Raw genomic sequence first — 23,803 nt, forward strand, 5'->3', positions numbered from 1 at the left:
TGAAAAATTTGTATTCTGTATACAGACATGCGCTCTCCACCTTTGCCCTTAACGTTGGTCCCAGATCTTGTGGAACAAATTTATGCGCGTTTGCTCGACGCCATCAGCGAGGGCGCACTGGCGCCCGGTGAACGCTTGACGCAAGAAGACTTGGCGCAACGGTTTGCCGTCTCAAGACAGCCTGTCTTGCAAGCCCTCCGATTGCTCAAAAAAGATGGTTTTGTCGAAGACGCCCCAGGCCGAGGCGTGCAAGTCACACCCCTCGATGTGAACTGGATTGCCCAGGTCTACCAAGTTCGCGGCAGCTTGGATGCTCTGGCTGTGCGTTTGGCCGCTGAGCGAGGCGCGAAAATCGATCCTGGGCTCTTGCGCCAAGGCCGATTGGCCCACCAAGCACGTGATGTGCAGGCCATGATTCAGGCCGATTTGGCCTTTCACCGAGCGGTATACCAAGCCTCTGGGAACGCCCTCATTGCGCAAAGCATTGCGCTGCACTGGCGCCATCTTCAGCGCGTGATGGGCGCCGTGCTGCAGTCCTCGCAGCAGCGCCAAACCGTTTGGGACGAACACGAAGCGATTGCCAATGCGCTCTGCGCAGCTGACGTCGACTTGGCCGTGCGCCTGGTGCAAGAACACGCCCACGAGGCCAGCGTGCAACTCACCGCCCGACTTTCCGAAAAAATTCAAAACCTCAAAACAGGAGCGCAAGCATGAGACTCACCCCTGAACAATTGGAACAGTTTGACCGAGAGGGTTATTTGTTTTTCCCCGGACTGTTCAGCCCCGAGGAGACCCAAAGCCTGACCGAGGCGGTGCCCGAGTTGTACAGCCGCCGAGAGGCCTACAACGTGCGAGAAAAAGGCAGTGACGCGGTGCGCACCAACTTTGCCGCCCACATGTACAGCGAGCCGTTTGCCAAGTTGGCCCGCCACCCCCGCATGATCGAGCCCGTACAAGACCTGTTTGGTGAAGCGCTGTACATGCACCAGTTCAAAATCAACGGCAAGATGGCTTTTGAGGGGGATGTGTGGCAATGGCACCAGGACTACGGCACATGGCTCAACGACGACATGATGCCCACCGAGCGGGCCATGAACGTGGCAATATTTTTGGACGATGTGAACCCCTTTAACGGCCCACTGATGTTCATCCCCGGCAGCCACAAGAAGGGCGTGGTCAAGGCCCAACACGACCTGTCGACCACCAGTTACCCGCTGTGGACGGTGGACAACGACCTGATCGCCCAGTTGGTGGAGCGGGCAGGCGGCAAAGACGGCGGCATCGTCAGCCCGACCGGGCCTGCGGGCTCGATGATTTTGTTCCACAGCTGTTTGGTGCATGCCTCGGCCAGCAATTTGTCCCCATGGAACCGGGTGAGCGTCTACCTGAGCCTGTGCGCGGTGTCCAACCACATCCGGCGCCACAAGCGTCCCGAATACATCGCACACCGCGACTTCACACCCATCCGTTGCCTGCCCGACGACTGCCTGGTCAACAGCTACCCGGTGGATCTGCCTTGGAAGGGCGGCATGCCCGAAAGTGCCCTGAAAACCTCGCTCGATGTTTTGAAAGAAGCCGCATGAACCTGCACGCTAAACTCTTGCAACGCGCCGCCGAAAACCGCCCCATCCGCATTGGCCTGATCGGGGCGGGCAAATTCGGCTCCATGTACTTGGCGCAGATTCCCCGTACCCCCGGCGTGCACCTGGTGGGCATTGCCGACCTATCACCCGACAACGCCCGCGCCAACTTGGCTCGTGTCGGCTGGGCGCCCGAGCGCCTCACCGCCACCAGCTTGGACGACGCCGTCAAAAACGGCACCACCCATGTGGGCGACAACTGGCAAAGCCTGGTCCGACATCCGGCGGTGGACGTGATCGTGGAATGCACCGGCTCCCCCCTGCATGCGGTGGACCACATTTTGGAGGCCTTTGCTCACCGCAAGCATGTGGTCAACGTGACGGTCGAGGCAGACGCTTTTTGCGGGCCCTTGCTGGCCACCCGAGCTCAGGCAGCGGGCGTGGTCTACTCATTGGCCTTTGGGGATCAGCCAGCGCTCATTTGCGACTTGGTGGATTGGGCCCGCACCTGCGGTTTTCCGGTGGTGGCAGCAGGCCGTGGACATAAATGGTTGCCGCATTTTGCCGAGTCCACCCCGGAGACGGTGTGGGGCTATTACGGTTTGACACCCGAGCAGGCCGAGCGCGGGGGTCTGAACCCGAAGATGTTCAACAGCTTTTTGGACGGCTCCAAGCCCTCGATCGAGAGCACGGCGGTGTCCAATGCCACGGGTTTGGGTGTGCCCAGCAACGGTTTGCTGTACCCGCCGGCCAGCGTGGAAGACATCCCCTACGTCACCCGCCCAATCGCGGAAGGCGGTGTGCTGGAGCGCAAAGGCATGGTCGAGGTGATCTCGAGCCTGGAGACCGATGGCCGCAAAATCCCTTACGACATCCGCATGGGCGTGTGGGTCACGGTGGAGGCGGAGACCGACTACATCAAAAACTGCTTTGAAGAGTACAACGCCCATACCGATCCTTCCGGCCGTTACTTCACGCTTTACAAGCGTTGGCACCTGATTGGCCTTGAAGTGGGGGTGAGCGTGGCGAGTGTGGCCCTGCGCAACGAACCCACGGGTGTGGCCATCGGCTGGAACGCCGACGTGGTGGCCACCGCCAAGCGCGACTTGAAGCCCGGCGACATGCTGGACGGCGAGGGCGGCTACACCGTTTGGGGCAAGTTGCTGCCAGCGGCCACCTCCAAGCGCATGGGCGGTGTGCCCTTGGGCTTGGCCCACGGCGTGAAGGTCCTTCGTCCCGTGGCCAAGGGCCAAAGCCTCAGCTGGGACGATGTGGCCATGGACACCACCACCCATGCCTACAACATTCGCCGCGAAATGGAAGCCCGTTCTGTGCTGGGTTAATGGCCCCTTGTTCAAGCGGCATGCAAAACCGTGCCGCTAGCGCAGCACGCCCTGGGGTGTCTTGAAAAAACACAGTGGTCAGATCCGTCCCTCAAGACATTTCATAAGGGTTTCCCCCGTTAAAATACCGCCTTTGCCGGTCAGCCCCAGTCAGCGGCCCCGGAACAACGGTATTCCGTCTCTTTACAAGGTCACCCCGTGTCCCTGCACATCACGACTTTTGAAGGCGCCAGCGCCCTCAGCGACTTTCGCATGGCCCAGCTTTTGCCACGTCTGGCTGAAATCTCGCCCCAGATCCAGGGCATTGCCGCCCGTTTTGTCCATCTCGTGGCCACCACGGCGCCTTTGGAGGACACCCAACACAACACGCTGGCGGCACTGCTGACCTACGGCGAGCCCTACGCCGGCCCCACCGATGGCCCTGTGATTGTGGTCAGTCCACGCATTGGCACGGTATCGCCCTGGGCCTCCAAGGCGACGGACATCGCCCGCAACTGCGGTTTTGCAGTGCGCCGGGTGGAGCGGCTGACGGAATACCGTTTGATACTGAAATCCGGCTTTTTCAGCAAGGCCCAATTGTCGGCCGAGCAACTGGCTCAAATGGCCGCCGTGCTGCATGACCGCATGACCGAATCGGCCATGACCAGCCGAGGCGATGCTGGCGCTTTGTTCACAGCACTCGAGCCCGCGCCCATGGCGCATGTGGATGTGCTGTCAGGGGGGCGCAGCGCGCTGGAGACGGCCAACAAAGACTGGGGCTTGGCCCTGGCCGACGACGAGATCGATTATTTGGTCCAGGCGTTCACGGGCCTTGCGCGCAACCCCACCGATGTGGAGCTGATGATGTTCGCGCAGGCCAACAGCGAGCACTGCCGCCACAAGATTTTCAACGCCGAATTCACCATCGACGGCGTGGCCCAGCCCAAGAGCCTGTTTGGCATGATCCGCAACACCCACCAGCACAGCCCGCAGCACACGGTGGTGGCTTATTCGGACAACGCATCGGTGATGGAAGGGCACACGGTAGAGCGCTTTGTCGCACGCAGGGCAGAGCAGGGCGCGGCTTACCAAGCCGAACAGGCCATTCACCATGTGCTCATGAAGGTTGAGACCCACAACCACCCGACGGCGATTTCCCCATTTCCCGGCGCATCCACGGGCGCAGGCGGCGAAATCCGCGATGAGGGCGCCACGGGCCGAGGCTCCAAGCCCAAAGCGGGTTTGAGTGGGTTTACCGTGTCGAAGTTGTGGGGTGGCTTGAGCGACCAGCCCGGCGGCAAACCCGAGCACATTGCCAGCCCCTTGCAAATCATGACCGAAGGCCCGCTGGGTGGCGCGGCCTTCAACAACGAATTTGGCCGCCCCAATTTGCTGGGCTATTTCCGTGAATACGAGCAGACCGTCGACGGCGTGGTGCGGGGTTACCACAAGCCCATCATGATCGCGGGTGGTTTGGGTCAGATCGACGCCGAGCAAACCAAAAAGATCGAATTCCCTGCGGGCAGCTTGCTGATCCAGCTGGGTGGCCCTGGCATGCGCATCGGCATGGGCGGCAGCGCGGCCAGTTCCATGGCCACCGGCACCAACGCAGCGAATCTGGACTTTGACTCGGTGCAGCGCGGCAACCCTGAGATCGAGCGGCGGGCGCAAGAGGTCATCAACCACTGCTGGGCACAAGGTGCGGCCAACCCGATTTTGGCCATCCACGACGTGGGCGCGGGCGGTTTGTCCAACGCCTTCCCCGAGCTGACCAACGACGCTGGCCGTGGCGCACGTTTTGATTTGCGTGCCGTGCAACTGGAAGAGTCCGGTCTGTCGCCCAAGGAAATTTGGTCGAACGAAAGCCAAGAACGCTATGTGCTGGCCATCGCGCCCGCGTCTTTGGACCAGTTCAAAGCCTTTTGCGAGCGTGAGCGTTGCCCGTTTGCCGTGATCGGCGTGGCCACCGAAGAGCGCCAACTGGTGCTGGAAGACAAAGGCCAAGAGCCGCCCGTGCGCAGCGCCGGGCCGTCCCAAGCAAGCACAGCCCCCTCGGGGGGCAGCGAACCCCACGAAGTGGGGAGCGTGGGGGTCGCAGTCAACATGCCGATGGATGTGTTGCTGGGCAAGCCGCCCAAAATGCAGCGCGACGTGACGACCGTGATGCGCCAATCGCCCGCCATGGATTTGACCGGCGTGAGCCTGCAAAAGGCCGTGATCGATGTGCTGAGCCACCCCACGGTGGCGTCCAAGCGTTTCCTCATCACCATCGGCGACCGCGCTGTCGGGGGGCTGACCCACCGCGATCAAATGGTGGGCCCTTGGCAAGTGCCTGTGGCTGACGTGGCCGTGACCCTGGCCGATTACGCCGGATTTGCGGGCGAAGCCATGAGCATGGGCGAGCGCACGCCGCTGGCCTCGCTCAACGCTGCAGCGTCCGGCCGCATGGCCGTGGCCGAGGCCATCACCAATTTGCTGGCCGCGCCGATTGAGTTGCCCCGCGTCAAGCTGTCGGCCAACTGGATGGCCGCCTGTGGCGAGCCGGGCGAAGACGCCGCGCTCTATGAAACTGTCAAGGCCGTGGGCATGGAACTGTGCCCGGCGCTCGACATCTCGATCCCGGTGGGCAAGGACAGCTTGTCGATGCGCACGCAGTGGACCGTACCGAAGGGCGATTCAAGTTCCGATGGTGAGACCCGCAAAGTCACCTCGCCCGTCAGCCTGATCATCACCGCCTTTGCCAGCTTGCCCGATGTGCGCGGCACTTTGACGCCGCAGCTGGACGCGCAAACCGATGACACCAGTTTGCTTTTGATTGACCTGGGCCAAGGCCTCAACCGCATGGGCGGTAGCGTCTTGGGCCAGGTGCTGGGTCAGTTTGGGGACAGCGTGCCTGATCTGGATGACCCGCAGGCGCTGGTCAACTTGGTCAAAGCCATCAACACCTTGCGTACCCAAGGCCAGATCTTGGCTTACCACGACCGCAGTGACGGCGGCTTGCTCGCGGCTGTTGCCGAAATGGCTTTTGCGGGCCATGTGGGTGTTGCGCTGAATGTGGACATGTTGGTGACCGAAGGCGACGGCATTACCGACAGCCGCGCCGACCACGGCGATGCCAAAAACTGGGCAGGCCAGGTCAGCGCCCGTCGCGACGAGCTCACACTCAAAGCACTGTTCAACGAAGAACTGGGCGTGGTGTTGCAGGTGCGCACGGCCGAGCGCAATGCGGTGCTGCAAACCCTGCGCGAATTTGGCCTGTCCAAGCACACACACGTGATCGGCAAAACCCGTCCAACACAATCGACCATTCAAAAAGGCGTGGGCGAACTCAGCATCTGGCGCGACACCAAGGAGGTGTTTGCTGCAAAACTCGAAGACCTGCACCAGGTCTGGGACAGCGTGAGCTGGAAGATTTGCCAGCAGCGCGACAACCCCACTTGCGCCGATGCCGAGCACGCTGGCGCTGGTCGCGCCGACGACCCCGGCATGCATGTGACGCTGAGCTTTGACCCGACCGATGACGTGGCTGCGCCATACCTGAACCTGTCTCGCCCCAAAGTGGCGATCCTGCGCGAGCAGGGCGTCAACTCCCATGTGGAAATGGCCTATGCCTTCCACATCGCAGGCTTTGAGTCGCACGACGTGCACATGACCGATTTGCAATCGGGCCGCGCCCACTTGGCCGATTTCAAAGGTCTGGTGGCCTGTGGCGGTTTCAGTTACGGCGACACCCTGGGCGCAGGCGTGGGCTGGGCCCGCAGCATCACCTTCAACCCCGCTTTGGCCGAGCAGTTCAAAGCTTTCTTTGGTCGTCTCGACACCTTCGGTCTGGGCGTGTGCAACGGTTGCCAGATGTTTGCCGAACTGGCCGACATCATTCCCGGTGCCGAGGCCTGGCCTCGTTTCACCACCAACCAGAGCGAGCGCTTTGAAGCCCGCCTGTCCATGGTCGAGGTGCTCGAATCGCCCAGTTTGTTCTTGCAAGGCATGGCCGGCAGCCGCTTGCCGATTGCCGTGGCCCACGGCGAAGGCTTTGCCAATTTCAAGCACCGTGGCGATGCGGGCCAAGCCATTGGTGCGATGCGCTTTGTCGACAACCACGGCCAAGCCACCGAACAGTACCCCTTCAACCCCAACGGCAGCGCAGGTGGTTTGACGGCGGTGACCACGGCCGATGGACGCTTCACAGCCATGATGCCCCACCCCGAGCGCGTGTTCCGCAACGTGCAAATGAGCTGGACACGTGGCGACGTCAATGCCACCAGCCCCTGGCTGCGCGTGTGGCAAAACGCCCGCCAATGGGTGGGTTGATCTGTCGCGCGCATGAAGTCCACCAACCCCGCCCAGTGGTTCCCGCCCTCGCAACTGGCTTATTACTTTGACCAGGGTGCCTGGTCACGCGGCACCACTTTGTATTTGCAAGACAAGGTCTTGTCCTCCCAGTTGTCACCCGACGGAGACGGCTGGCGCTTGCAAGGCCAAGTGCAAGGCAACGATGCGCAACCGTACTCGGTCAATGCCGAATTGCGCGTGAGTGCTGGGGGCAATTTGAGCGAGTGGCGCAGCGGCTGCACCTGCCCAGTGGGGCGTTACTGCAAGCATGGTGCGGCCCTGGGTATTTTGGCTTCGATGCAAGGTTTGGCCTTGCTCAACGATTGGGGTCCTGATGGCCCTTCGCTCGAAGTCCTGGAGCGGCGCTCTCAAATGGAAAAAGAGCGGGCGCTCAGCCAGGCAGAGTACCAGGTGCGCGATTGGCTCAACCGCCTGGAAAATGCCAATGGCCCTGCGGCCTACACTTTGCCCGGCACCACCCAAGACCAGTTTGTCTACAGCTTGTCCGTCGTGCAAACCGCCTACAAACCCGTGTTTCACTTGGCGGTGAAACGGGCCGCACAAAAACGCAACGGTGAATGGGGCAAAGCCAAAAAGCTGAGCAGTGAGCCTTCGGCGCACGACCCAATTTGGCAAACCAGCAGCCCGCTGGACCGTGATGTTTTTGACCTGCTCAAGGCCTGCCCGCCTTCCAGCAGCTTCAGCTCATATGGGTTTCAAAGCGAGGTCAAGCTGCACGGCATGCCTGGCCAGTTGTTGTTGCAGTTGTGCAGTCAAACGGGACGCTTGGTGTCTGGCGATGGCATTGCTTTGCAATGGCAAGACGCCCCTGAAACCTTGGTTGGGACATGGCGTGAAGTCCAGGGCCATGACCATGGGCCAGACGGCTGGCAGCTGAGCATGCAAGCGCAGCGCCAAGGTGTGGTGTTTGGTTTGAACCAGCCGCCATTTTTCATGGACACATTGCAGGGCCTTTGCGGTCCGCTGGACACGCAAGGCCTGAGTGCCAACGAGCTGCAAGTCTTGTCCAACTCGCCCGTGATGCCCGAGAGCGTGGCCTTCAAGTTTCAGAATCAATTGCTTGAGCGGCTAGGCCCTGTTCCTTTGCCGCCGGTGATCCAGCAGATGCCCGAAATCCGGGACGTCAAGCCCCGTGCGGTGCTCGACATTGCGCCTGTGCACCCCGCAGACCGAGGTTTGCAGGGCCTCTTCTTGGCTGAATTGTCATTTGACTACGACGGTCACTTTGGCTTCTGGCCTAACAACCAAAGCCGCGTGCTGGTGGGGCAAGGCAAACAAGCGCGCATGTTGCTGCGCGATCTCTCGCGTGAACGCGAAGCTTGGGATGCCGCTGCCGCCTTGGGGCTGGTCAATTTTGACGCCAACATGCTGATGCTGCCGCCAGCGCAATCTCAGCAGCTCTGGCTGGAGTGGGTGGAGAGCGACTTTGCACCTTTGCGCCAAGCGGGCCTGGAGGTGCATTTCATTTCAGGCGCCACGCCTTGGCTGCGTCGAGCCGATGATGTTCACATTGATTTGTCGGGGGATTCCGAAGCCCCTGACACCTCGCCTTGGTTCGATTTATCGCTGGGTATGGACATCGACGGTCAGCGGGTCAACATCTTGCCTTGGGTGCCTGCGATTTTGACGACCTTGGCGCAAATCACCAGTGCCACCGCTGAGGGTGAAAAAGCCACACTGCCGCCATTTCTGTACCTGCCCGACTTGAAGGGTGAGGGTTTCGTCAAACTGCCCACTGTGAAAATTGAGCCTTGGCTGAGCACTTTGATGGAGTTGGTGTCCGAGCGCGGTCGCGACTGGAGCGGGGATGGGCTGCGGCTGTCGCGCTTGGAGGCCCTGCGCACCGCGGCCTCTTTGGGCGAGGGCGTGGCCTGGGCCGGCGCACAAAGCCTGATGAATTTGGTGCAACAAATGCGTGGGCTTGACAGCTTGCCCGAAGTGCCTGTCCCAGCCACGTTGCAGGCGACCTTGCGGCCCTACCAACAGCAAGGCCTCAATTGGTTGCAGTTTTTGCGCACGCACCATCTGGCTGGCATTCTGGCCGACGACATGGGTTTGGGAAAAACCTTGCAAACGCTGGCGCATATCCTGACTGAAAAGGAAGCGGGCCGCCTTGTGCAACCTGCCCTGATCGTGGCGCCTGTGAGTTTGTTGGGCAACTGGCAGCGTGAAGCGGCCCGCTTTTGTCCAACGCTGCGCACCCACATTCACCATGGCCTGTTGCGGCATGAGACGGCACAAGACCTGAGTGGTTTTGACATCGTGCTCACCCCTTACTCTTTGCTGCACCGTGACCGCGAGCTGTGGATGGCCATCGATTGGCACCTGCTGGTGCTGGACGAAGCGCAAAACATCAAGAACGCCAACACCCACGCCGCTCAAACCGTGGGCGACATTCCGGCCACGCATCGCCTGTGCTTGTCGGGCACCCCCATGGAAAACCACTTGGGTGAGTTGTGGAGCCTGTTTCACTTTTTGATGCCCGGCTTTCTGGGCAGTCAAAAACGCTTTGGCGAGCTGTTCCGCAATCCCATCGAGCGCCAAGGCAACAGCGACAAGTTAGATCAGTTGCGCAAGCGCATCACACCCTTCATGCTGCGTCGAACCAAGGACGTGGTGGCCAGCGAGTTGCCGCCCAAGATCGAGACCCTGATGCCGGTGCCCCTGCAAGGCGCACAAGCCGATCTGTACGAGACCATTCGTCTCGGTATGGAGAAAACCGTGCGCGACGCCTTGAACACCCAAGGCTTGGCCAAATCGCAAATCACCATCCTCGACGCGCTGCTCAAGCTGCGCCAAGTTTGCTGTGACCCGCGATTGCTCAAAATGGGTTCGGCCAACCTGGTCAAGCCATCGGCCAAGCTGGAGCAGCTGCTGGACATGTTGCCCGAGATGGTGGCAGAAGGCCGCAAGATTTTGTTGTTCTCACAGTTCACCCAAATGCTGGGCTTGATCGAACAAGAGCTGCCGCGCCTGGGTATCCCTTGGGTCAAGCTCACGGGCCAAAGCAAAAACCGCGACGCCATCATTGACCAGTTCACCAGTGGGCAGGTGCCATTGTTCCTCATCAGCCTCAAAGCCGGGGGCGTGGGCCTGAACTTGCCGCAGGCCGACACCGTGATCCATTACGACCCTTGGTGGAACCCGGCTGTCGAAAACCAAGCGACCGACCGCGCTCACCGCATTGGCCAAACCCAAAGCGTGTGGGTGCTCAAGCTGGTCGCGCAAGGCACCATTGAAGAGCGCATGTTGGCTTTGCAGGAGCGCAAAGCACAGCTTGCTCAAGACATGTATTCAGGGGCTGTCCAGCGTCAAGAGCCGCTGTTTGGCGAGTCGGATCTGAACGAACTCTTCAAGCCGCTGGGATGATCCTTGGGACGCGGGAGTCCATCAGTGCAACCCAACCACCGGCCTTGATTTGTAAAACTGAATGGGGCTTTCCGGTACGGCGTTCAGCACCGACTTTTTGATCTTGCCCACCACGTGCATTTCGCACGGTTTGCAGTCAAAGCGAAGCGTGAGTTTTTCTTTGCCATTGATCAGTTGCATGGGCTCAGCCTTGACGGTGCCTTGCACGCCGGTCACACCTTTGGCTTGCTTGGGGCAAAGACTGAGGCTAAAACGCACGCAGTGCTTGGTGATCATCAGGCTGACTTCACCCAACTCTTCCTGGCTTTCATAGGCCGCATCGATGACCTTGACGCCGTGTTGGGCATAGAAGTCACGGGCCTTTTGGTTGAACACATTGGCCAAATAGGACAGAGTGTCTTCCGGGTAGGCCACGGGCGGCTCGACAGGCACCGCACGCGGCAGGCGGTGCAGGCCTTCCGCACGGGCGGCTTCCAGGGCTTGAACGGCGTCTCGGCGCAAGGCGTTGAGCTGGGAAGGCGGCACAAACCAAGGGCGAGGCAGGGCAACTTGAACATCCAGCGGCTCAAACAGGGTGTCACCCAGTTTGCCCAAGGCTGTTTTGAGTTTGTCTTCGGCTTGCGCCAGGTCTTTAGGCGCTTGCCAAACAACGGCCATTTGGGCAGAGCCGGTGTGGCCCGCTTCGTCGGTCAGCGTCAGTTGCAGGCCCTTGTCATTTTCGGCCAGCTGCATCCACACGCCCATGCGGCGCTCGGCAGACTTTTTGTCCAGCGTGCGCACCCAGCTCATGTCGCGGTTGCGGTTGACCTGAACGCCTTTGCGCAAGTCCTTGAAACCGTCCATCGGGTCTTTGGGATAAAGCTTCCACACGCCTTTGACCTTGGTGGCTTCAGCGCGGTTGATCTGCAGACCCACCAACTCCTTTTGCAGGTCGTAGTAGCACAGGCCGTCGCCGTTGTGCAGTGCTGTGGTCGCGTCGTCGGTGGTGATTTCAACGTGTTCGGGCGTGACTTTGCTGACCCAGCCAATGGGTTGACCAGGATTCTTGGGCGTGTCGAAGGCACCTATGTCGTCCTTGCGCCCTTGTACAAAATAGTCGGTGAACTCGCGGTTGAAGTTCTGGTTCGGGTCCGGCTCAAAGCTGAAGGTGCAACGGCCGTGTGAAGACGCCGCCAGTTCGGGGCGCTCGGCGAGCACCTCGTCAAACAATGTGCGGTAGTGGGCGGTGATGTTTTTCACATAGGCCATGTCCTTGTAGCGGCCTTCGATTTTGAAGCTGCGAATGCCCGCGTCCACCAGCGCACGGAGGTTGTCGCTCTGGTTGTTGTCTTTCATGCTCAGCACATGCTTGTCGTGCGCCACGATGCGGCCCTGAGCGTCTTTGACTTCGTAGGGCAGGCGGCAGGCTTGTGAACAGTCGCCCCGGTTGGCGCTGCGGCCGGTGTGGGCGTGGCTGATGAAGCACTGGCCACTGTAGGCGACACACAAAGCGCCGTGTACAAAAAATTCAATCACCGTGCGCTCGGTGTCGATCACGTCACGGATCGCACTGATCTGCGGCAGTGTGAGTTCGCGGGCGAGCACGATCTGGCTCAAACCTGCGTCTTGCAAGAACTTGGCTTTTTCGGGGGTGCGAATGTCGGTTTGCGTGCTGGCATGCAGCTGGATCGGCGGCATGTCGATCTCGAGCAAGCCCATGTCTTGGATGATCAGCGCGTCCACACCTGCGTCATACAACTGCCAAGCCAATTTGCGGGCACCTTCGAGCTCATCGTCACGCAAGATGGTGTTGAGCGTGACAAAGATGCGGCTGTGAAAGCGGTGCGCGTAGTGCACCAGCTTGGCGATGTCTTGAACCGAGTTGTCGGCCGTGGACCGCGCCCCAAAAGAAGGGCCACCAATGTAGACCGCATCGGCGCCATGGTTGATGGCTTCGATGCCGATGTCGAAGGTGCGGGCGGGGGCGAGGAGTTCGAGGTGGTGAGGCTGCATGGCCTGGGATTATCCCAGCTTGCTCGTTGATGTGCGAGCAAGCCAGATGCGGCGGGCACTGGCCGGGGCTCAGAGGCGCTTCGCTTTGCCACATCGCCCCGGCCAGTGCCCACCGCTTCAGGCGGTGATTCTGTGTTTGCAGGTCGGCGCTTCCGCGTCGAAGGAACATGTTGATCCACAAAGCCCTGACAGGGCACAGGTCGTCGACCGACCGGTGCTCGGATGCCCCAAGACACGCGTTCAAAAAGGATGGGCGCGGCCAGGGGCGTTGTGGCAAAGCGAAGCGCCTCTGAGCCCCTGGGCGCGCCCATGCCTTTTGACTACAGCGCCACTGCAACCCAACAACAAAAAACGCGACCGAAGTCGCGTTTTTCAGAGGCGCAAAGCACAGATCACTGGATCTTGGCTTTGGCGCGCAGGCCTTCCTGGAAAGCGCCGAGCTTTTGCTGTTGCAGCTGCTGCGAAATCTGGGGTTTGACTTCTTCCAGCTTGGGCAACTGGGCTTCGCGCACGTCATCGACGCGGATGATGTGAAAGCCAAACTGGCTCTTGACGGGCGCATCGGTCATTTGGCCTTTGGCCAGTTTGACCATGGCATCCGAAAACTCCGGCACATAACTGGCAGCAGCAGCCCAATCGAGGTCACCACCATTGGCGCCCGAGCCTGGGTCTTTGGAAGCTTTTTTTGCCAAGTCTTCGAAGCTGCCGCCTTTTTTGATGTCGGCAATCAGGGCCTTGGCCTCATCTTCTTTGTCCACCAAGATATGGCGGGCACGGTATTCCTTGCCCCCATTGGCTGCCGCAAATTTGTCGTATTCGGCTTTGATGTCCGCATCGGTGACAGGGTTTTTCTTTTGAAAGTCAGCAAACAGCTGGCGAATCAAAATCGTCTGGCGGGCCAATTCGAGCTGCGTTTTGTAGTCGTCACTGGCGTCCAAGCCGCGTTTGCGGGCTTCTTGCATGAAGACTTCGCGGGCAATCAACTCTTGCTTGATCTGGTCGAGCACTTCCGGTGTGACGGGGCGGCCGGACGCTTCGACTTGTTGCTGCAATGCTTTGACACGGGAAGAGGGCACAGGCTTGCCGTTGACCACAGCCAAATTTTGCGCGAGAGCGGGTACCGCCAGAATGGCCACCAATGCGGCGCTGAGCATTTGCTTTTTCATCGTTTTTTCCTCAATGACAGGGCGTCAAGTTCAGGTGAAGGGTTCACAAGGGTTCAAAAAAAGGGGTTGTCACCAGGGGCGACAACCCGATCAGATCAGTTCGATGGCCAAGGCGTGCAAGCCTTGGTCGATGAAATCTTGCAGCGCATCATACACAAGGCGATGGCGCTGGACGCGAGAGAGACCGCTGAACAAAGGGGATGCGATCGAAACCCGCATGTGGGTGCCTTGACCGCTGTCGTTGGCCCCCATGTGGCCGGCGTGCGCAGCACTTTCGTCCACCACCCGCAAGGCCGTTGGCTGCAGGCGTTCACTCAATCGGGCATGAATTTGTTCGCTCAATGGCAAAACGATGGTGTTCATGGTGTCTTGTCCTCGTCTTGGGGCAAATAACGTGAGATGTACAAGCCTTGCCCCAAGATGAACACCACCGGGAACGCATAGCCCCAAAGTTTGAAATTGACCCAGTCTTCGGTGCTGAAATAGTGCGCCACATAGCCGTTGATGGCGGCCATGAAGACACAGTACAGGATCCATGACAGGTTCAGGCGATGCCAGACGTTTGCTGGCAATTGCAATTGAGCCCCCAGCAGCATGTGCAGGAAATTTTTCTTCAACAGGCCGTGCGCCACCGCCAAGGCGATGGCCAAACCTGCGTACAACAAAGTGGGTTTCCACTTGATGAAGCGTTCGTCATGCAGCCCCAGCGTGAGGGCACCAAAACCCAGCACCAAGACCAAAGTGATCTTGTGCATGGTTTGCAGCTTGCCGTCCATTTTGTAAATGATCGCGGTTTGCAGGACGGTCGCACCCATCAGCACCGCCGTGGCGGTGTAGATATCGCCCATCTTGTAGGCACCAAAAAAAAGAAGAATGGGGAAAAAGTCGAGGAGAAATTTCATGGAATGGCAATGGAGGCGATGCAAGTGGCAGCGCGCAAATCGGTCAAGAAGGCTCGAAGTCTAACGAAGCGGAGTTCATGCAATAACGCAGGCCTGTGGGCGCAGGGCCGTCTTCGAACACATGGCCCAAGTGTGCGCCGCATTGGGCACACACCGTTTCCACCCGCCGCATGCCGTGGCTGGTGTCCACGCGCTCTTCGATGGCGCCGTCAGCGCTGGCCCGTGAAAAGCTGGGCCAGCCGCATCCCGCGTCAAATTTGGTGTCCGAATTGAAAAGCTCTGCATCGCAGCAAATGCAGCGGTAAATGCCCTTGGCCCAATGGCCTTCGTATTTGCCGGTGAAGGGTCGCTCGGTGGCGGCTTGTCGCGTCACAGCATAGGCCACCGGCTCCGCGTTTTTAGCGGCCAGAAGTTCGCGCCACTGCGCGTCAGTTTTTTGGATTTTGGTCATGATGAACAGCTGATTTCCAGGTGGCCCGCCCAATCGGGCGGCAAGTCGGCATAGGCCTCAAAGCCAGGATGCTCGTCGAAGGGAGACTGTAGCAAGTTGTGCAAGCGGTCGATTTCTGAAAAGTCACCCGCCTTGGCTTGACGGATCGCCACCTCGGCCAAGTGGTTGCGCAGCACAAACTTGGGGTTGGTGTGCAGCATGTGCGATCCCATGCGCGCCAAGTTCGCGTGCCCAGCCCGCGCTGTGTAGCGCTCCAACCAAGCCAGCAGGCGAGGGCGGTCCAAGACCCCATCGGTCACGGGGCTCCAGCCCGCATCGGTCAGTGTGGCGGCCTGCGATTGGCGCACCACCGCTTGACTCAGTTGCCGCCAAAACAAGGTGAAATCCACCTTTTCGGACGCCATGAGCTGCATCAAATCCTCGACCAAGGTCCAGTCGGCTTCCCGCTCGGACTCGGGGGCCAAGTCGTCGGTCAGGCCCAACTTGGCCCGCATCGCATCGCCCAGGAAGCGAGGGAACAGGGTTTTGTAGCCCTCCAGCACCTGAAGGGTCATGTCCTGGTCGTCGATCAAAGGGGCCAAGGCCTGGGCCAAACAATACAGATTCCAGTAAGCCACATTGGGTTGCCGCCCGTAGGCGTAGCGCCCCTGGTGGTCCGAGTGGTTGCAGATGTGGCCGGGGTTGAAGGCGTCCATGAACTGGAAGGGGCCGTAGTCGATCGTCAGACCCAGCAGGCTCATGTTGTCGGTGTTCATCACGCCGTGGCAAAAGCCCACGGCCTGCCACTGCGCCAGCAGTTGGGCGGTGCGCTCTTGCACCACATCGAGCAAAGCCGCGTGAACATTGCCTTGCCACAGAGCCGCCCGATCGTGGCATTCGGGCAGATGGTGGGCGATGGCGTGGTCGGCCAATGTCCGCAGGCTGTCGGTGTCGCCTTGCGCCGAAAAATGTTCAAAGTGGCCAAAGCGTAAAAAGCTGGGGGCGACGCGGGCCACGATGGCGGCGCTTTCTACTTCTTCGCGGCGCACCGGTTCGGGCGAGGCCACCAGGCACAGGGCGCGGGTGGTGGGAATGCCCAGGCCCTGCATGGCTTCGCTGCACAAATACTCACGGATGCTTGAGCGCAGCACGGCTCGTCCATCACCGCCGCGCGAATAAGGCGTTCGGCCCGCGCCTTTGAGCTGAATTTCTTGAGGGCCTTGATCGGAGGCGGCTTCGCCCAGCCAGATGGCCCGCCCGTCACCCAACTGACCTGCCCATTGACCAAATTGATGACCGCTGTACACCGTGGCCAAGGGCTGGGAGCCGGCCATCAGGGCATTGCCTGCAAAAGCTTGCAGGTGATCGTTGTCAAAAAGTGCGTCGGGCCAACCCAGTTCGTTGCGCAACGCGCCATTGCGCGCAGCCCAGTAGGGCGCCGCCACCGGTGTGGGCCGCAGAGGTGTGAAAAACCGTGGCCCCAACTGGGTCAGGCGGTGAGTCCACGCCAGCACAGGCGTATTGAGCGGGGCGTTGGCAGGGGTTTCCGAAGGGGCATATGACATCTCCACATTGTCACGTCCTTGACAAGGACCCGGGGTTTTGCGGGTTTTTGAGCAGGAACAGGCCGCTGTTCAGGCGCTTGTGGGGTGCACAATGATCTGCTCATTGCCCCTTTATTCTTTGGAGACCAACCCATGCTGGGATTGATGCAACAGCGCTCATTGCTGATTTCTTCGTTGATCGACTTTGCCGAAAAGCACCATGGTGACAGCGAGGTGGTCTCTCGGCGGGTGGAAGGTGATATTCACCGCAGCAATTGGGCCCAGGTCGCGCAACGTTCGCGCCAAGTGGCCAACGCACTGGATGCGCAAAAGGTGTCCCAAGGCGCGCGCATCGCCACCTTGGCATGGAACGGCTACCGTCATTTGGAGTTGTATTTCGGCGTCAGCGGCTCGGGCCGTGTTTTGCACACCATCAACCCCCGATTGCACCCTGAGCAAATGGCCTGGATTGCCAACCATGCCGAAGACCAAATTTTGTGCTTCGACATGACGTTTTTGCCCCTGGTTCAAGCCCTGCATGCGCATTGCAAAACCGTCACCCATTACGTGGCTTTGTGCGATGCAGACCAATTGCCTGCCGACACCGGCATCCCCAACCTGATGAGCTATGAAAGCTGGATGGGCCAGCAGCCCGACACCTACACCTGGCCGCAGCTCGACGAGAACACCGCCTGCAGCCTGTGTTACACCAGTGGCACCACGGGCAACCCCAAAGGGGCTTTGTACAGCCACCGATCTACCGTGCTGCACGCTTATGCCGCCGCCTTGCCAGACTCCATGTGCATCTCGGCGCGCGATGCCATCTTGCCCGTGGTGCCCATGTTCCACGTCAACGCCTGGGGCATTCCCTACAGCGCTGCCATCGCGGGTGCCAAACTGGTGTTCCCCGGCCCGGCACTGGACGGCAAGTCGGTATACGAATTGATCGAGGCCGAAGGCGTGACCTTTGCCGCGGGTGTGCCCACCGTGTGGCAAATGCTGCTGGGCCACATGAAGCCCGCAGGTTTGAAGTTCAGCCAGCTCAACCGCACGGTGATCGGCGGATCGGCTTGCCCACCCGCCATGATCGACGCGTTCCGTGAGGACTACCAGGTGGACGTGCTGCACGCTTGGGGCATGACCGAGCTGAGCCCCTTGGGCACCGTCTGCACCTTGAAAAACAAGCACCTGAGTTTGCCCGCCGAGCAGCAAATGAAGTTGCGCCTGAAGCAAGGCCGCTGCATTTTTGGCATCGACATGAAAATCGTCGATGACAAGGGCACGGCTTTGCCGCATGACGGCAAGTCCGCGGGCGACTTGTTGGTCAAAGGCCCTTGGGTGATCGCCTCCTATTACAAACAAGAGGGTGCAAGTCCTTTGGTGGACGGTTGGTTTCCCACGGGCGATGTGGCCACCATCGATGCCGATGGTTTCATGCAGATCACTGACCGTAGCAAAGACGTCATCAAGTCGGGTGGTGAGTGGATCAGTTCCATCGACATCGAAAACATCGCCATGGCCCACCCCGCCGTGGCCATGGCCGCTTGCATTGGCATGCGCCACCCCAAGTGGGATGAAAGACCCATTGTCTGTGTCGTCAAAAAACCGGGCGCCGAGGTCAGCCGGGATGCGCTGCTGGCTTTTTACGAAGGAAAAACCGCCAAATGGCAGATTCCTGACGACGCGGTCTTTGTTGACGCCATTCCTTTGGGGGCCACCGGCAAGATGCTCAAGACCCGTTTGCGCGAGCAATTGGCCGATTACGTGTTGCCCGGTCTGTGACGGTTTCGGCCCCTGCGACCTGACCGAGTCGCGTGGGCGATACGTCTTAGGGGCAAACCCGGAGCAGTCCCTGGAACCGTTGCGGGTAACCTGAACTTGTTTTGTTTTACAACGCTGGAGACCTTGAATGAAATTCGCAACACGTTTGATCACCGCAGCCGTTTTGGCCGCCTGTTCCATGGGGGCTTTTGCCCAAAAGGGTGAGACCGTCAAAATCGCCCACATCGATCCTTTGTCTGGTTTGATGGGTCCCGTGGGCAGCAACCAGCTCAAGAGTTTCCAGTTTTTTGCGGAAAAATTCAGCAAAACCAATCCGGCTGGCGTCAAGTTCGAGATGGTGTCTTTTGACAACAAACTCAGCCCTGCTGAAAGTTTGAACGCGCTCAAGGCCGCCATGGACCAAGGTGTGCGCTACATCGCTCAGGGCAACGGCTCATCGGTGGCCGGGGCCTTGATCGAAGCGGTCAACAAACACAACGAGCGCAATCCTGGCAAGGAAATCATTTTCCTGAACTACGCCGCGGTGGACCCGGACTTCACCAACAGCAAGTGCAGCTATTGGCACTTCCGCTTTGATGCCGACACCTCGATGAAGATCGAAGCCATGACCACCTTCATGAAAGACGACAAAGACGTCAAGAAGGTCTACCTGTTCAACCAGAATTACTCGCATGGCCAGCAAGTGGCCAAATTTGCCAAGGAAAACCTGGCGCGCAAACGCTCCGATGTCCAAATCGTGGGTGAAGACTTGCACCCCCTGGCCCAAGTGCGCGATTTTTCGCCCTACATCGCCAAGATCAAGGCTTCCGGCGCTGACACGGTGATCACGGGCAACTGGGGTTCTGACCTGTCCTTGCTCGTCAAGGCCGCCAACGAAGCGGGCTACACCGGTAAGTTTTACACCTACTACACCGGCGTGACGGGCACCCCCACAGCGCTCGGCACCAGTGGCGCTGGCCGGGTTTACCAAATTGCCTACAACCACTACAACATGGGTGGTGACATCGGCAAGTGGATGGGCGAGTTCAAAACCAAATTCAACGACGACTTTTACACCGGCTCGGTGATTTCCATCTTCAATGCACTGGGTGAGGCCATGGCCAAAGCCAAGTCCACAGAACCTGCCAAGGTCGCGGCTGCCTTGGGCGGCCTCAAGTACAAGAACTTCAACGGTGAAGTGGAGATCCGCAAGGCCGACCACCAGTTGCAGCAGCCTTTGTACATGACGGTTTGGCAAAAAACCGACAAGAAGTACCCCTACAGCCCTGAAAACACCGGCATGACTTTGGCCCCTGTCAAAGAGTTCCCTTCCTACGTTTCCAGCACGCCCACCAGCTGCCAGATGAAGCGCCCAGGCTGATCCTGGGGTTTGCCTGAGGGCAAAGAGGCCCGATGACAAATTGTTGTCGGGCTTTTTTTTGAATGTTTCATTTTTTGTCTTGGCGTTGACCCCGTCAACCCGCTTTCGGTAACGCAGTTAGGCTGAGATACAGCCTGGAAAGTTTTTATGGAGTTTTTCATCATCTCCATGCTCAACGGCCTCAGTTACGGGCTGTTGCTGTTCATGCTCAGCTCCGGGCTGACGCTGATTTTCAGCATGATGGGCGTGCTCAACTTTGCACACGCCAGCTTTTACATGGTCGGCGCCTATTTCGGATACACCCTCACCGGGTGGATCGGTTTTTGGCCTGCACTGGTGGTGGCCCCCCTCTTGGTGGGCGCGTGCGGTGCTGTGTTTGAACGCGTGACTTTGCGCAAAGTGCACCCTTTTGGCCATGTGCCTGAACTGCTGGTGACTTTTGGCTTGTCTTATGTGGCCCTGGAGTTGGTCCAACTGGTCTGGGGACGCACTGCGGTGGACTTCCCGCCGCCCGAGATCTTGCGCAGCTCAGCCTTCACATTGATCAACCATTCGGTGCAAGGTCTGTCGCTGGTTTGGGGCGCTGCGCCTGCAGACCTGTGCAGCGCCGCCGATGCCGCCATCCGCGTGGTGTGTTCGCCGTTTCCGGCCACGCGCGGGTTCATGATGCTGGTGGCGCTCCTCATGCTGCTGTCTTTGTGGCTCTTGCTCACCCGCACCCGCATCGGCTTGGTGATTCAGGCCGCCTTGACCCACCCTGAAATGGTGGAGTCTCTGGGCCACAACGTTCCGCGCGTCTTCATGCTGGTCTTCGGTGCTGGCACGGGCCTGGCCGGTTTGGCGGGCGTGATTGGCGGCAGCACCTTTGTGACGGAGCCCGCCATGGCGGCCACCGTAGGGTCGGTCATTTTTGTGGTGGTGGTGGTCGGCGGCATGGGCTCGCTGTCTGGCGCATTTTTGGCTTCGGTGCTGATTGGTGTCATCCAGACCTTTGCGGTGGCCATCGACTACTCGTTCCTGACACTCGCCAAAGACATGGGCTGGGCTTTGTCCGCCGCCACCCAGGAAAACTCGTTTGCCAAGCTCACGCTGTCTCAGGTGGCGCCCATCTTGCCCTACCTGTTTTTGGTACTCATCCTGATCTTCCGGCCCAAGGGTCTTTTGGGCACACGCGAGGGTTAAGACATGGCTGCTGTTTACAAATTCAAACCTTACAACGTGGGCCGCTGGGTCATTTGGGGCCTGTTTGCCTTGGTGTTGGTCCTTGCGCCGTTGGTTTTTACCAGCAATCTGTCGGTGACCATGTTGGCGCAGATGGGCATTGCCATCATCGCCTGCCTGTCCTACAACATTTTGTTGGGGCAAGGCGGCATGCTGAGCTTTGGCCATGCGGTCTATACCGGCCTCGGCTCTTACATGGCGATCCATGCACTCAATGCCGTGAGTGGCGGCAAGCTGCACATTCCCGTGAGCCTGTTGCCCATCGTGGGCGGTGTGGCGGGCATGGGCTTTGCCGTGTTGCTGGGCTGGGTGACCACCCGCAAATCGGGCACGCCTTTCGCCATGATCACCTTGGGCGTGGCCGAGTTGGTGTTTGCCATGTCGCTCATGTTCTCGGAGTTTTTCGGGGGCGAGGCGGGCGTTTCTGGCAACCGCGTGGCGGGTGAGGCCTTTTTCGGCATCAACTATGGACCCCAAATCCAGGTCTATTACCTGATTGCCGTGTACACGTTTGTGAGCGTTGCCCTGATGTTCGCCTTCACGCAAACACCACTGGGCCGCATTTTGAATGCGGTGCGCGACAACCCTGAACGCGTGGAGTTCATCGGCTACAACACGCAGCGTGTGCGCTACATGGCTTTCATCATCGCGGGCTTTTTTGCCGGTATCGCGGGAGGCTTGGGCGCCCTGAACTTTGAAATCGTGACCGCCGAGGTGGTGGGGGCAGGGCGCTCGGGCGCTTATTTGTTGTTCACCTTCTTGGGAGGCGCCACCTTTTTCTTTGGCCCCATCATCGGCGCGATTTTGATGATCATCGCCTTTGTGCTGTTGTCCGAGTTGACCAAGGCCTGGCTGCTGTACCTTGGTTTGGTGTTCCTCTTCATGGTCATGTATGCGCCTGGTGGCATCGCCAGTTTGATCATGATGAACCTGCGGGTGGCCAAGTTTGGCAAATTGCGCCAGATCTGGACCAGTTATCTGGGGCTGGGTCTGACCGCCATCGTCATGCTGGCGGGCGCAGGGGCCATGATCGAGATGGTCTACCACCTGCAGCTCAACACCGCCTTGGGTGACACGGTCAAATTCATGGGCGCCACCTTGAACGCCAAGAGTTTGGACAGCTGGTTTGGCTCGGCATTTGTGATGTTGACGGGCCTTGGCTTGTTTGAATTGGCGCGCCGTCAGTTCGCCCGTGACTGGGGCGAGATTCAGACCGACATTGAAAAAGAAATCAAGCGCCGGGAGACCGCAGTATGAGTACCTACGCACTTGAGCTGAAAGACGTTCGAAAGAACTTTGGCAAAACAGAAATCATCCGGGGTGTGAACCTCGCCGTGTCTCCCGGTGAACGGGTGGCGGTGATTGGCCCCAACGGCGCGGGTAAATCCACCTTGTTCAATCTGATCAGTGGCCGCTTTGGCCCGACCAGTGGCGATATTTTGTTGAATGGCCAAGCCATCCAGCACAAAACGCCCTACGAGATCAACCGCATGGGGCTTTCGCGCAGCTTTCAGATCACCAACATCTTCCCCAAGTTGAGTGTGTTTGAAAATTTGCGTTGCGCTGTGCTGTGGAGCCTGGGCTACAAATACACCTTCTTCAAGTTTTTGTCGGGCCTGAAAGATGCCAATGAGCGCACCGACCAGTTGCTGGAAATGATTCGCTTGGACAAAAAGCGCGATGTGTTGGCGGTGAACCTCACCTATGCCGAGCAAAGGGCTTTGGAAATCGGTGTGACCATTGCCGGGGGCTCGGATGTGATTTTGCTGGACGAACCCACAGCGGGCATGAGCAAGAGTGAAACATCGCGTTTCATTCAGTTGATCAAAGAAGTCACGGTGGGCAAAACTTTGCTGACGGTGGAGCACGACATGGGGGTGGTGTTTGGCTTGGCCGACAAGATCGCGGTGGTGGTCTATGGCGAGGTGATTGCGTTTGACACCCCGGAGGCTGTGCGGGCCAACGCCAAAGTTCAAGAAGCCTATCTGGGCTCATCGGTTGCAGACAGCCAAGCGGGAGGCCATTGATGTTGACGATAGACAATCTTCACGCTTACTACGGCAAAAGCCATGTCTTGCATGGTGTCGGTTTTGAAGTCGGCCAGGGCGAGATTGTGGCCTTGCTGGGTCGCAACGGTTCGGGCCGCTCCACCACGGCCAAGGCCATCATGGGCTTGGTCGAGTGCCAAGGCCGCATTGACTGGAAAGGCCAGTCGATTCAAGGAAAAAAAGCCTACGAAATCGCCCATCTGGGTTTGGGCTATGTGCCTGAAAATCGCGACATTTTCCCCAAACTGACGGTTCATCAAAATCTGCAACTGGGACAAAAGCGCAGCGGCAAACCTGGCCGCTGGTCCTTTGACGACATGTTCGCCATGTTCCCCCGACTCAAAGAGCGTGAGCACACCGAGGCTGGTGTTTTGTCGGGTGGCGAGCAGCAAATGCTCACGCTTTGCCGCACGCTGATGGGCGACCCCGACCTCATCATCATCGATGAGCCGACCGAGGGCCTGGCCCCCAAAATTGTGGAGTTGGTCGGTCAGTACCTGAAAAGCTTGAAATCCAAAGGGGTCTCGGTTTTGCTGATTGAGCAAAAGCTGACGATCGCCATGAGCATTTCCGACAGGGCCTTGGTCATGGGCCACGGCTCGATTGTTTTCCAGGGCACCCCCGACGATTTGCGTGCCAACACGTACATCCGCAAGGAGTGGCTCGAGGTCTGACAGTACCGGGCTTGGGGTCTGGCTTTGCGCTGTCGAAAGCGCGTCTCTAGAGAGACAAAA

Annotated in this window: 17 protein-coding genes; 11 read left to right on the forward strand and 6 right to left on the reverse strand. The window is 59.2% G+C overall.

Annotated elements, in window-relative coordinates; all coding sequences use genetic code 11:
* The first annotated feature begins 27 nt into the window (after positions 1-27).
* The 5 genes from ACHEXK_RS06600 to ACHEXK_RS06620 all read left to right on the forward strand — a co-directional run bounded on the left by ACHEXK_RS06600 (position 28) and on the right by ACHEXK_RS06620 (position 10,624).
* Positions 28-714, forward strand: coding sequence for a GntR family transcriptional regulator (locus ACHEXK_RS06600; protein WP_416548577.1), 687 nt, complete (start codon positions 28-30; stop codon positions 712-714).
* Complete coding sequence (locus tag ACHEXK_RS06605; protein ID WP_416548578.1) at positions 711-1,583, forward strand: phytanoyl-CoA dioxygenase family protein; 873 nt, start codon at positions 711-713, stop codon at positions 1,581-1,583. Before ACHEXK_RS06600 ends, ACHEXK_RS06605 begins: the two co-directional genes overlap by 4 nt.
* Entirely contained in the window at positions 1,580-2,923 is a 1,344-nt protein-coding gene (locus ACHEXK_RS06610) for an NAD(P)H-dependent oxidoreductase (RefSeq protein WP_416548579.1), read from the forward strand. Before ACHEXK_RS06605 ends, ACHEXK_RS06610 begins: the two co-directional genes overlap by 4 nt.
* A 198-nt stretch (positions 2,924-3,121) precedes the next feature.
* Complete coding sequence (purL, locus tag ACHEXK_RS06615) at positions 3,122-7,213, forward strand: phosphoribosylformylglycinamidine synthase (protein WP_416548580.1); 4,092 nt, start codon at positions 3,122-3,124, stop codon at positions 7,211-7,213.
* A 12-nt stretch (positions 7,214-7,225) separates the two neighbouring features.
* The gene (locus ACHEXK_RS06620; protein ID WP_416548581.1) at positions 7,226-10,624 is read left to right on the forward strand and encodes an SNF2-related protein; all 3,399 of its coding nucleotides are present in this window, start codon (positions 7,226-7,228) and stop codon (positions 10,622-10,624) included.
* A gap of 21 nt (positions 10,625-10,645) precedes the next feature.
* Here the strand turns inward: ACHEXK_RS06620 and ACHEXK_RS06625 are convergent, their stop codons facing one another.
* The 6 genes from ACHEXK_RS06625 to ACHEXK_RS06650 all read right to left on the reverse strand — a co-directional run bounded on the left by ACHEXK_RS06625 (position 10,646) and on the right by ACHEXK_RS06650 (position 16,679).
* Positions 10,646-12,616, reverse strand: a complete 1,971-nt coding sequence (locus ACHEXK_RS06625) for a peptidase U32 family protein (protein WP_416548582.1) — start codon at positions 12,614-12,616, stop codon at positions 10,646-10,648.
* A 392-nt stretch (positions 12,617-13,008) separates the two neighbouring features.
* Positions 13,009-13,782, reverse strand: a complete 774-nt coding sequence (locus ACHEXK_RS06630; protein ID WP_416548583.1) for a foldase protein PrsA — start codon at positions 13,780-13,782, stop codon at positions 13,009-13,011.
* A gap of 90 nt (positions 13,783-13,872) precedes the next feature.
* Positions 13,873-14,145 carry a BolA family protein gene (locus tag ACHEXK_RS06635; RefSeq protein ID WP_416548584.1) on the reverse strand — a complete coding sequence of 91 codons (273 nt, stop codon included), beginning with the start codon at positions 14,143-14,145 and terminating at the stop codon, positions 13,873-13,875.
* Complete coding sequence (locus tag ACHEXK_RS06640) at positions 14,142-14,684, reverse strand: septation protein A (RefSeq protein ID WP_416548585.1); 543 nt, start codon at positions 14,682-14,684, stop codon at positions 14,142-14,144. Before ACHEXK_RS06640 ends, ACHEXK_RS06635 begins: the two co-directional genes overlap by 4 nt.
* A gap of 43 nt (positions 14,685-14,727) precedes the next feature.
* Positions 14,728-15,135, reverse strand: coding sequence for a peptide-methionine (R)-S-oxide reductase MsrB (gene msrB / locus ACHEXK_RS06645; protein WP_416548586.1), 408 nt, complete (start codon positions 15,133-15,135; stop codon positions 14,728-14,730).
* On the reverse strand, positions 15,132-16,679 hold the full coding sequence (locus ACHEXK_RS06650; protein ID WP_416548587.1) for a protein adenylyltransferase SelO: 1,548 nt from the start codon (positions 16,677-16,679) through the stop codon (positions 15,132-15,134). Before ACHEXK_RS06650 ends, msrB begins: the two co-directional genes overlap by 4 nt.
* Positions 16,680-16,811: 132 nt before the next feature.
* On the opposite strand from ACHEXK_RS06650, the gene ACHEXK_RS06655 reads away from it, so the two are divergent.
* From ACHEXK_RS06655 to ACHEXK_RS06680, 6 genes are all read left to right on the forward strand, one after another.
* The gene (locus ACHEXK_RS06655; protein WP_416548588.1) at positions 16,812-18,440 is read left to right on the forward strand and encodes a 3-(methylthio)propionyl-CoA ligase; all 1,629 of its coding nucleotides are present in this window, start codon (positions 16,812-16,814) and stop codon (positions 18,438-18,440) included.
* Between the two features lie 127 nt (positions 18,441-18,567).
* Entirely contained in the window at positions 18,568-19,800 is a 1,233-nt protein-coding gene (locus ACHEXK_RS06660) for a branched-chain amino acid ABC transporter substrate-binding protein (RefSeq protein WP_100120288.1), read from the forward strand.
* A gap of 147 nt (positions 19,801-19,947) precedes the next feature.
* Positions 19,948-20,982 (forward strand): branched-chain amino acid ABC transporter permease, encoded by a 1,035-nt coding sequence (locus ACHEXK_RS06665; RefSeq protein WP_100120289.1) that lies wholly within the window; start codon positions 19,948-19,950, stop codon positions 20,980-20,982.
* Positions 20,983-20,985: 3 nt separating this feature from the next.
* Complete coding sequence (locus ACHEXK_RS06670; protein WP_100120290.1) at positions 20,986-22,278, forward strand: branched-chain amino acid ABC transporter permease; 1,293 nt, start codon at positions 20,986-20,988, stop codon at positions 22,276-22,278.
* Positions 22,275-23,048, forward strand: a complete 774-nt coding sequence (locus ACHEXK_RS06675) for an ABC transporter ATP-binding protein (RefSeq protein ID WP_100120291.1) — start codon at positions 22,275-22,277, stop codon at positions 23,046-23,048. The genes ACHEXK_RS06670 and ACHEXK_RS06675 overlap by 4 nt, the downstream gene beginning before the upstream one ends.
* Positions 23,048-23,743, forward strand: coding sequence for an ABC transporter ATP-binding protein (locus ACHEXK_RS06680; protein ID WP_416548589.1), 696 nt, complete (start codon positions 23,048-23,050; stop codon positions 23,741-23,743). Before ACHEXK_RS06675 ends, ACHEXK_RS06680 begins: the two co-directional genes overlap by 1 nt.
* The last annotated feature ends 60 nt before the right edge of the window (positions 23,744-23,803 follow it).

Origin of the sequence: Limnohabitans sp. DCL3 (assembly GCF_048019295.1) — a bacterium.
In the GTDB taxonomy this organism is placed as follows: Bacteria; Pseudomonadota; Gammaproteobacteria; order Burkholderiales; family Burkholderiaceae_C; genus Limnohabitans_A.

Excerpts from the sequence above, each read along its gene's own strand:
- ACHEXK_RS06650 (WP_416548587.1), bottom strand. The coding sequence starts at position 16,679 with ATGTCATATGCCCCTTCGGAAACCCCTGCCAACGCCCCGCTCAATACG.
- ACHEXK_RS06675 (WP_100120291.1), top strand. The coding sequence starts at position 22,275 with ATGAGTACCTACGCACTTGAGCTGAAAGACGTTCGAAAGAACTTTGGC.
- ACHEXK_RS06635 (WP_416548584.1), bottom strand. The coding sequence starts at position 14,145 with ATGAACACCATCGTTTTGCCATTGAGCGAACAAATTCATGCCCGATTG.
- ACHEXK_RS06620 (WP_416548581.1), top strand. The coding sequence starts at position 7,226 with ATGAAGTCCACCAACCCCGCCCAGTGGTTCCCGCCCTCGCAACTGGCT.
- msrB (WP_416548586.1), bottom strand. The coding sequence starts at position 15,135 with ATGACCAAAATCCAAAAAACTGACGCGCAGTGGCGCGAACTTCTGGCC.
- ACHEXK_RS06655 (WP_416548588.1), top strand. The coding sequence starts at position 16,812 with ATGCTGGGATTGATGCAACAGCGCTCATTGCTGATTTCTTCGTTGATC.
- ACHEXK_RS06640 (WP_416548585.1), bottom strand. The coding sequence starts at position 14,684 with ATGAAATTTCTCCTCGACTTTTTCCCCATTCTTCTTTTTTTTGGTGCC.
- ACHEXK_RS06625 (WP_416548582.1), bottom strand. The coding sequence starts at position 12,616 with ATGCAGCCTCACCACCTCGAACTCCTCGCCCCCGCCCGCACCTTCGAC.
- ACHEXK_RS06665 (WP_100120289.1), top strand. The coding sequence starts at position 19,948 with ATGGAGTTTTTCATCATCTCCATGCTCAACGGCCTCAGTTACGGGCTG.
- ACHEXK_RS06610 (WP_416548579.1), top strand. The coding sequence starts at position 1,580 with ATGAACCTGCACGCTAAACTCTTGCAACGCGCCGCCGAAAACCGCCCC.
- ACHEXK_RS06670 (WP_100120290.1), top strand. The coding sequence starts at position 20,986 with ATGGCTGCTGTTTACAAATTCAAACCTTACAACGTGGGCCGCTGGGTC.
- ACHEXK_RS06660 (WP_100120288.1), top strand. The coding sequence starts at position 18,568 with ATGAAATTCGCAACACGTTTGATCACCGCAGCCGTTTTGGCCGCCTGT.
- ACHEXK_RS06630 (WP_416548583.1), bottom strand. The coding sequence starts at position 13,782 with ATGAAAAAGCAAATGCTCAGCGCCGCATTGGTGGCCATTCTGGCGGTA.
- ACHEXK_RS06600 (WP_416548577.1), top strand. The coding sequence starts at position 28 with ATGCGCTCTCCACCTTTGCCCTTAACGTTGGTCCCAGATCTTGTGGAA.
- ACHEXK_RS06605 (WP_416548578.1), top strand. The coding sequence starts at position 711 with ATGAGACTCACCCCTGAACAATTGGAACAGTTTGACCGAGAGGGTTAT.
- ACHEXK_RS06680 (WP_416548589.1), top strand. The coding sequence starts at position 23,048 with ATGTTGACGATAGACAATCTTCACGCTTACTACGGCAAAAGCCATGTC.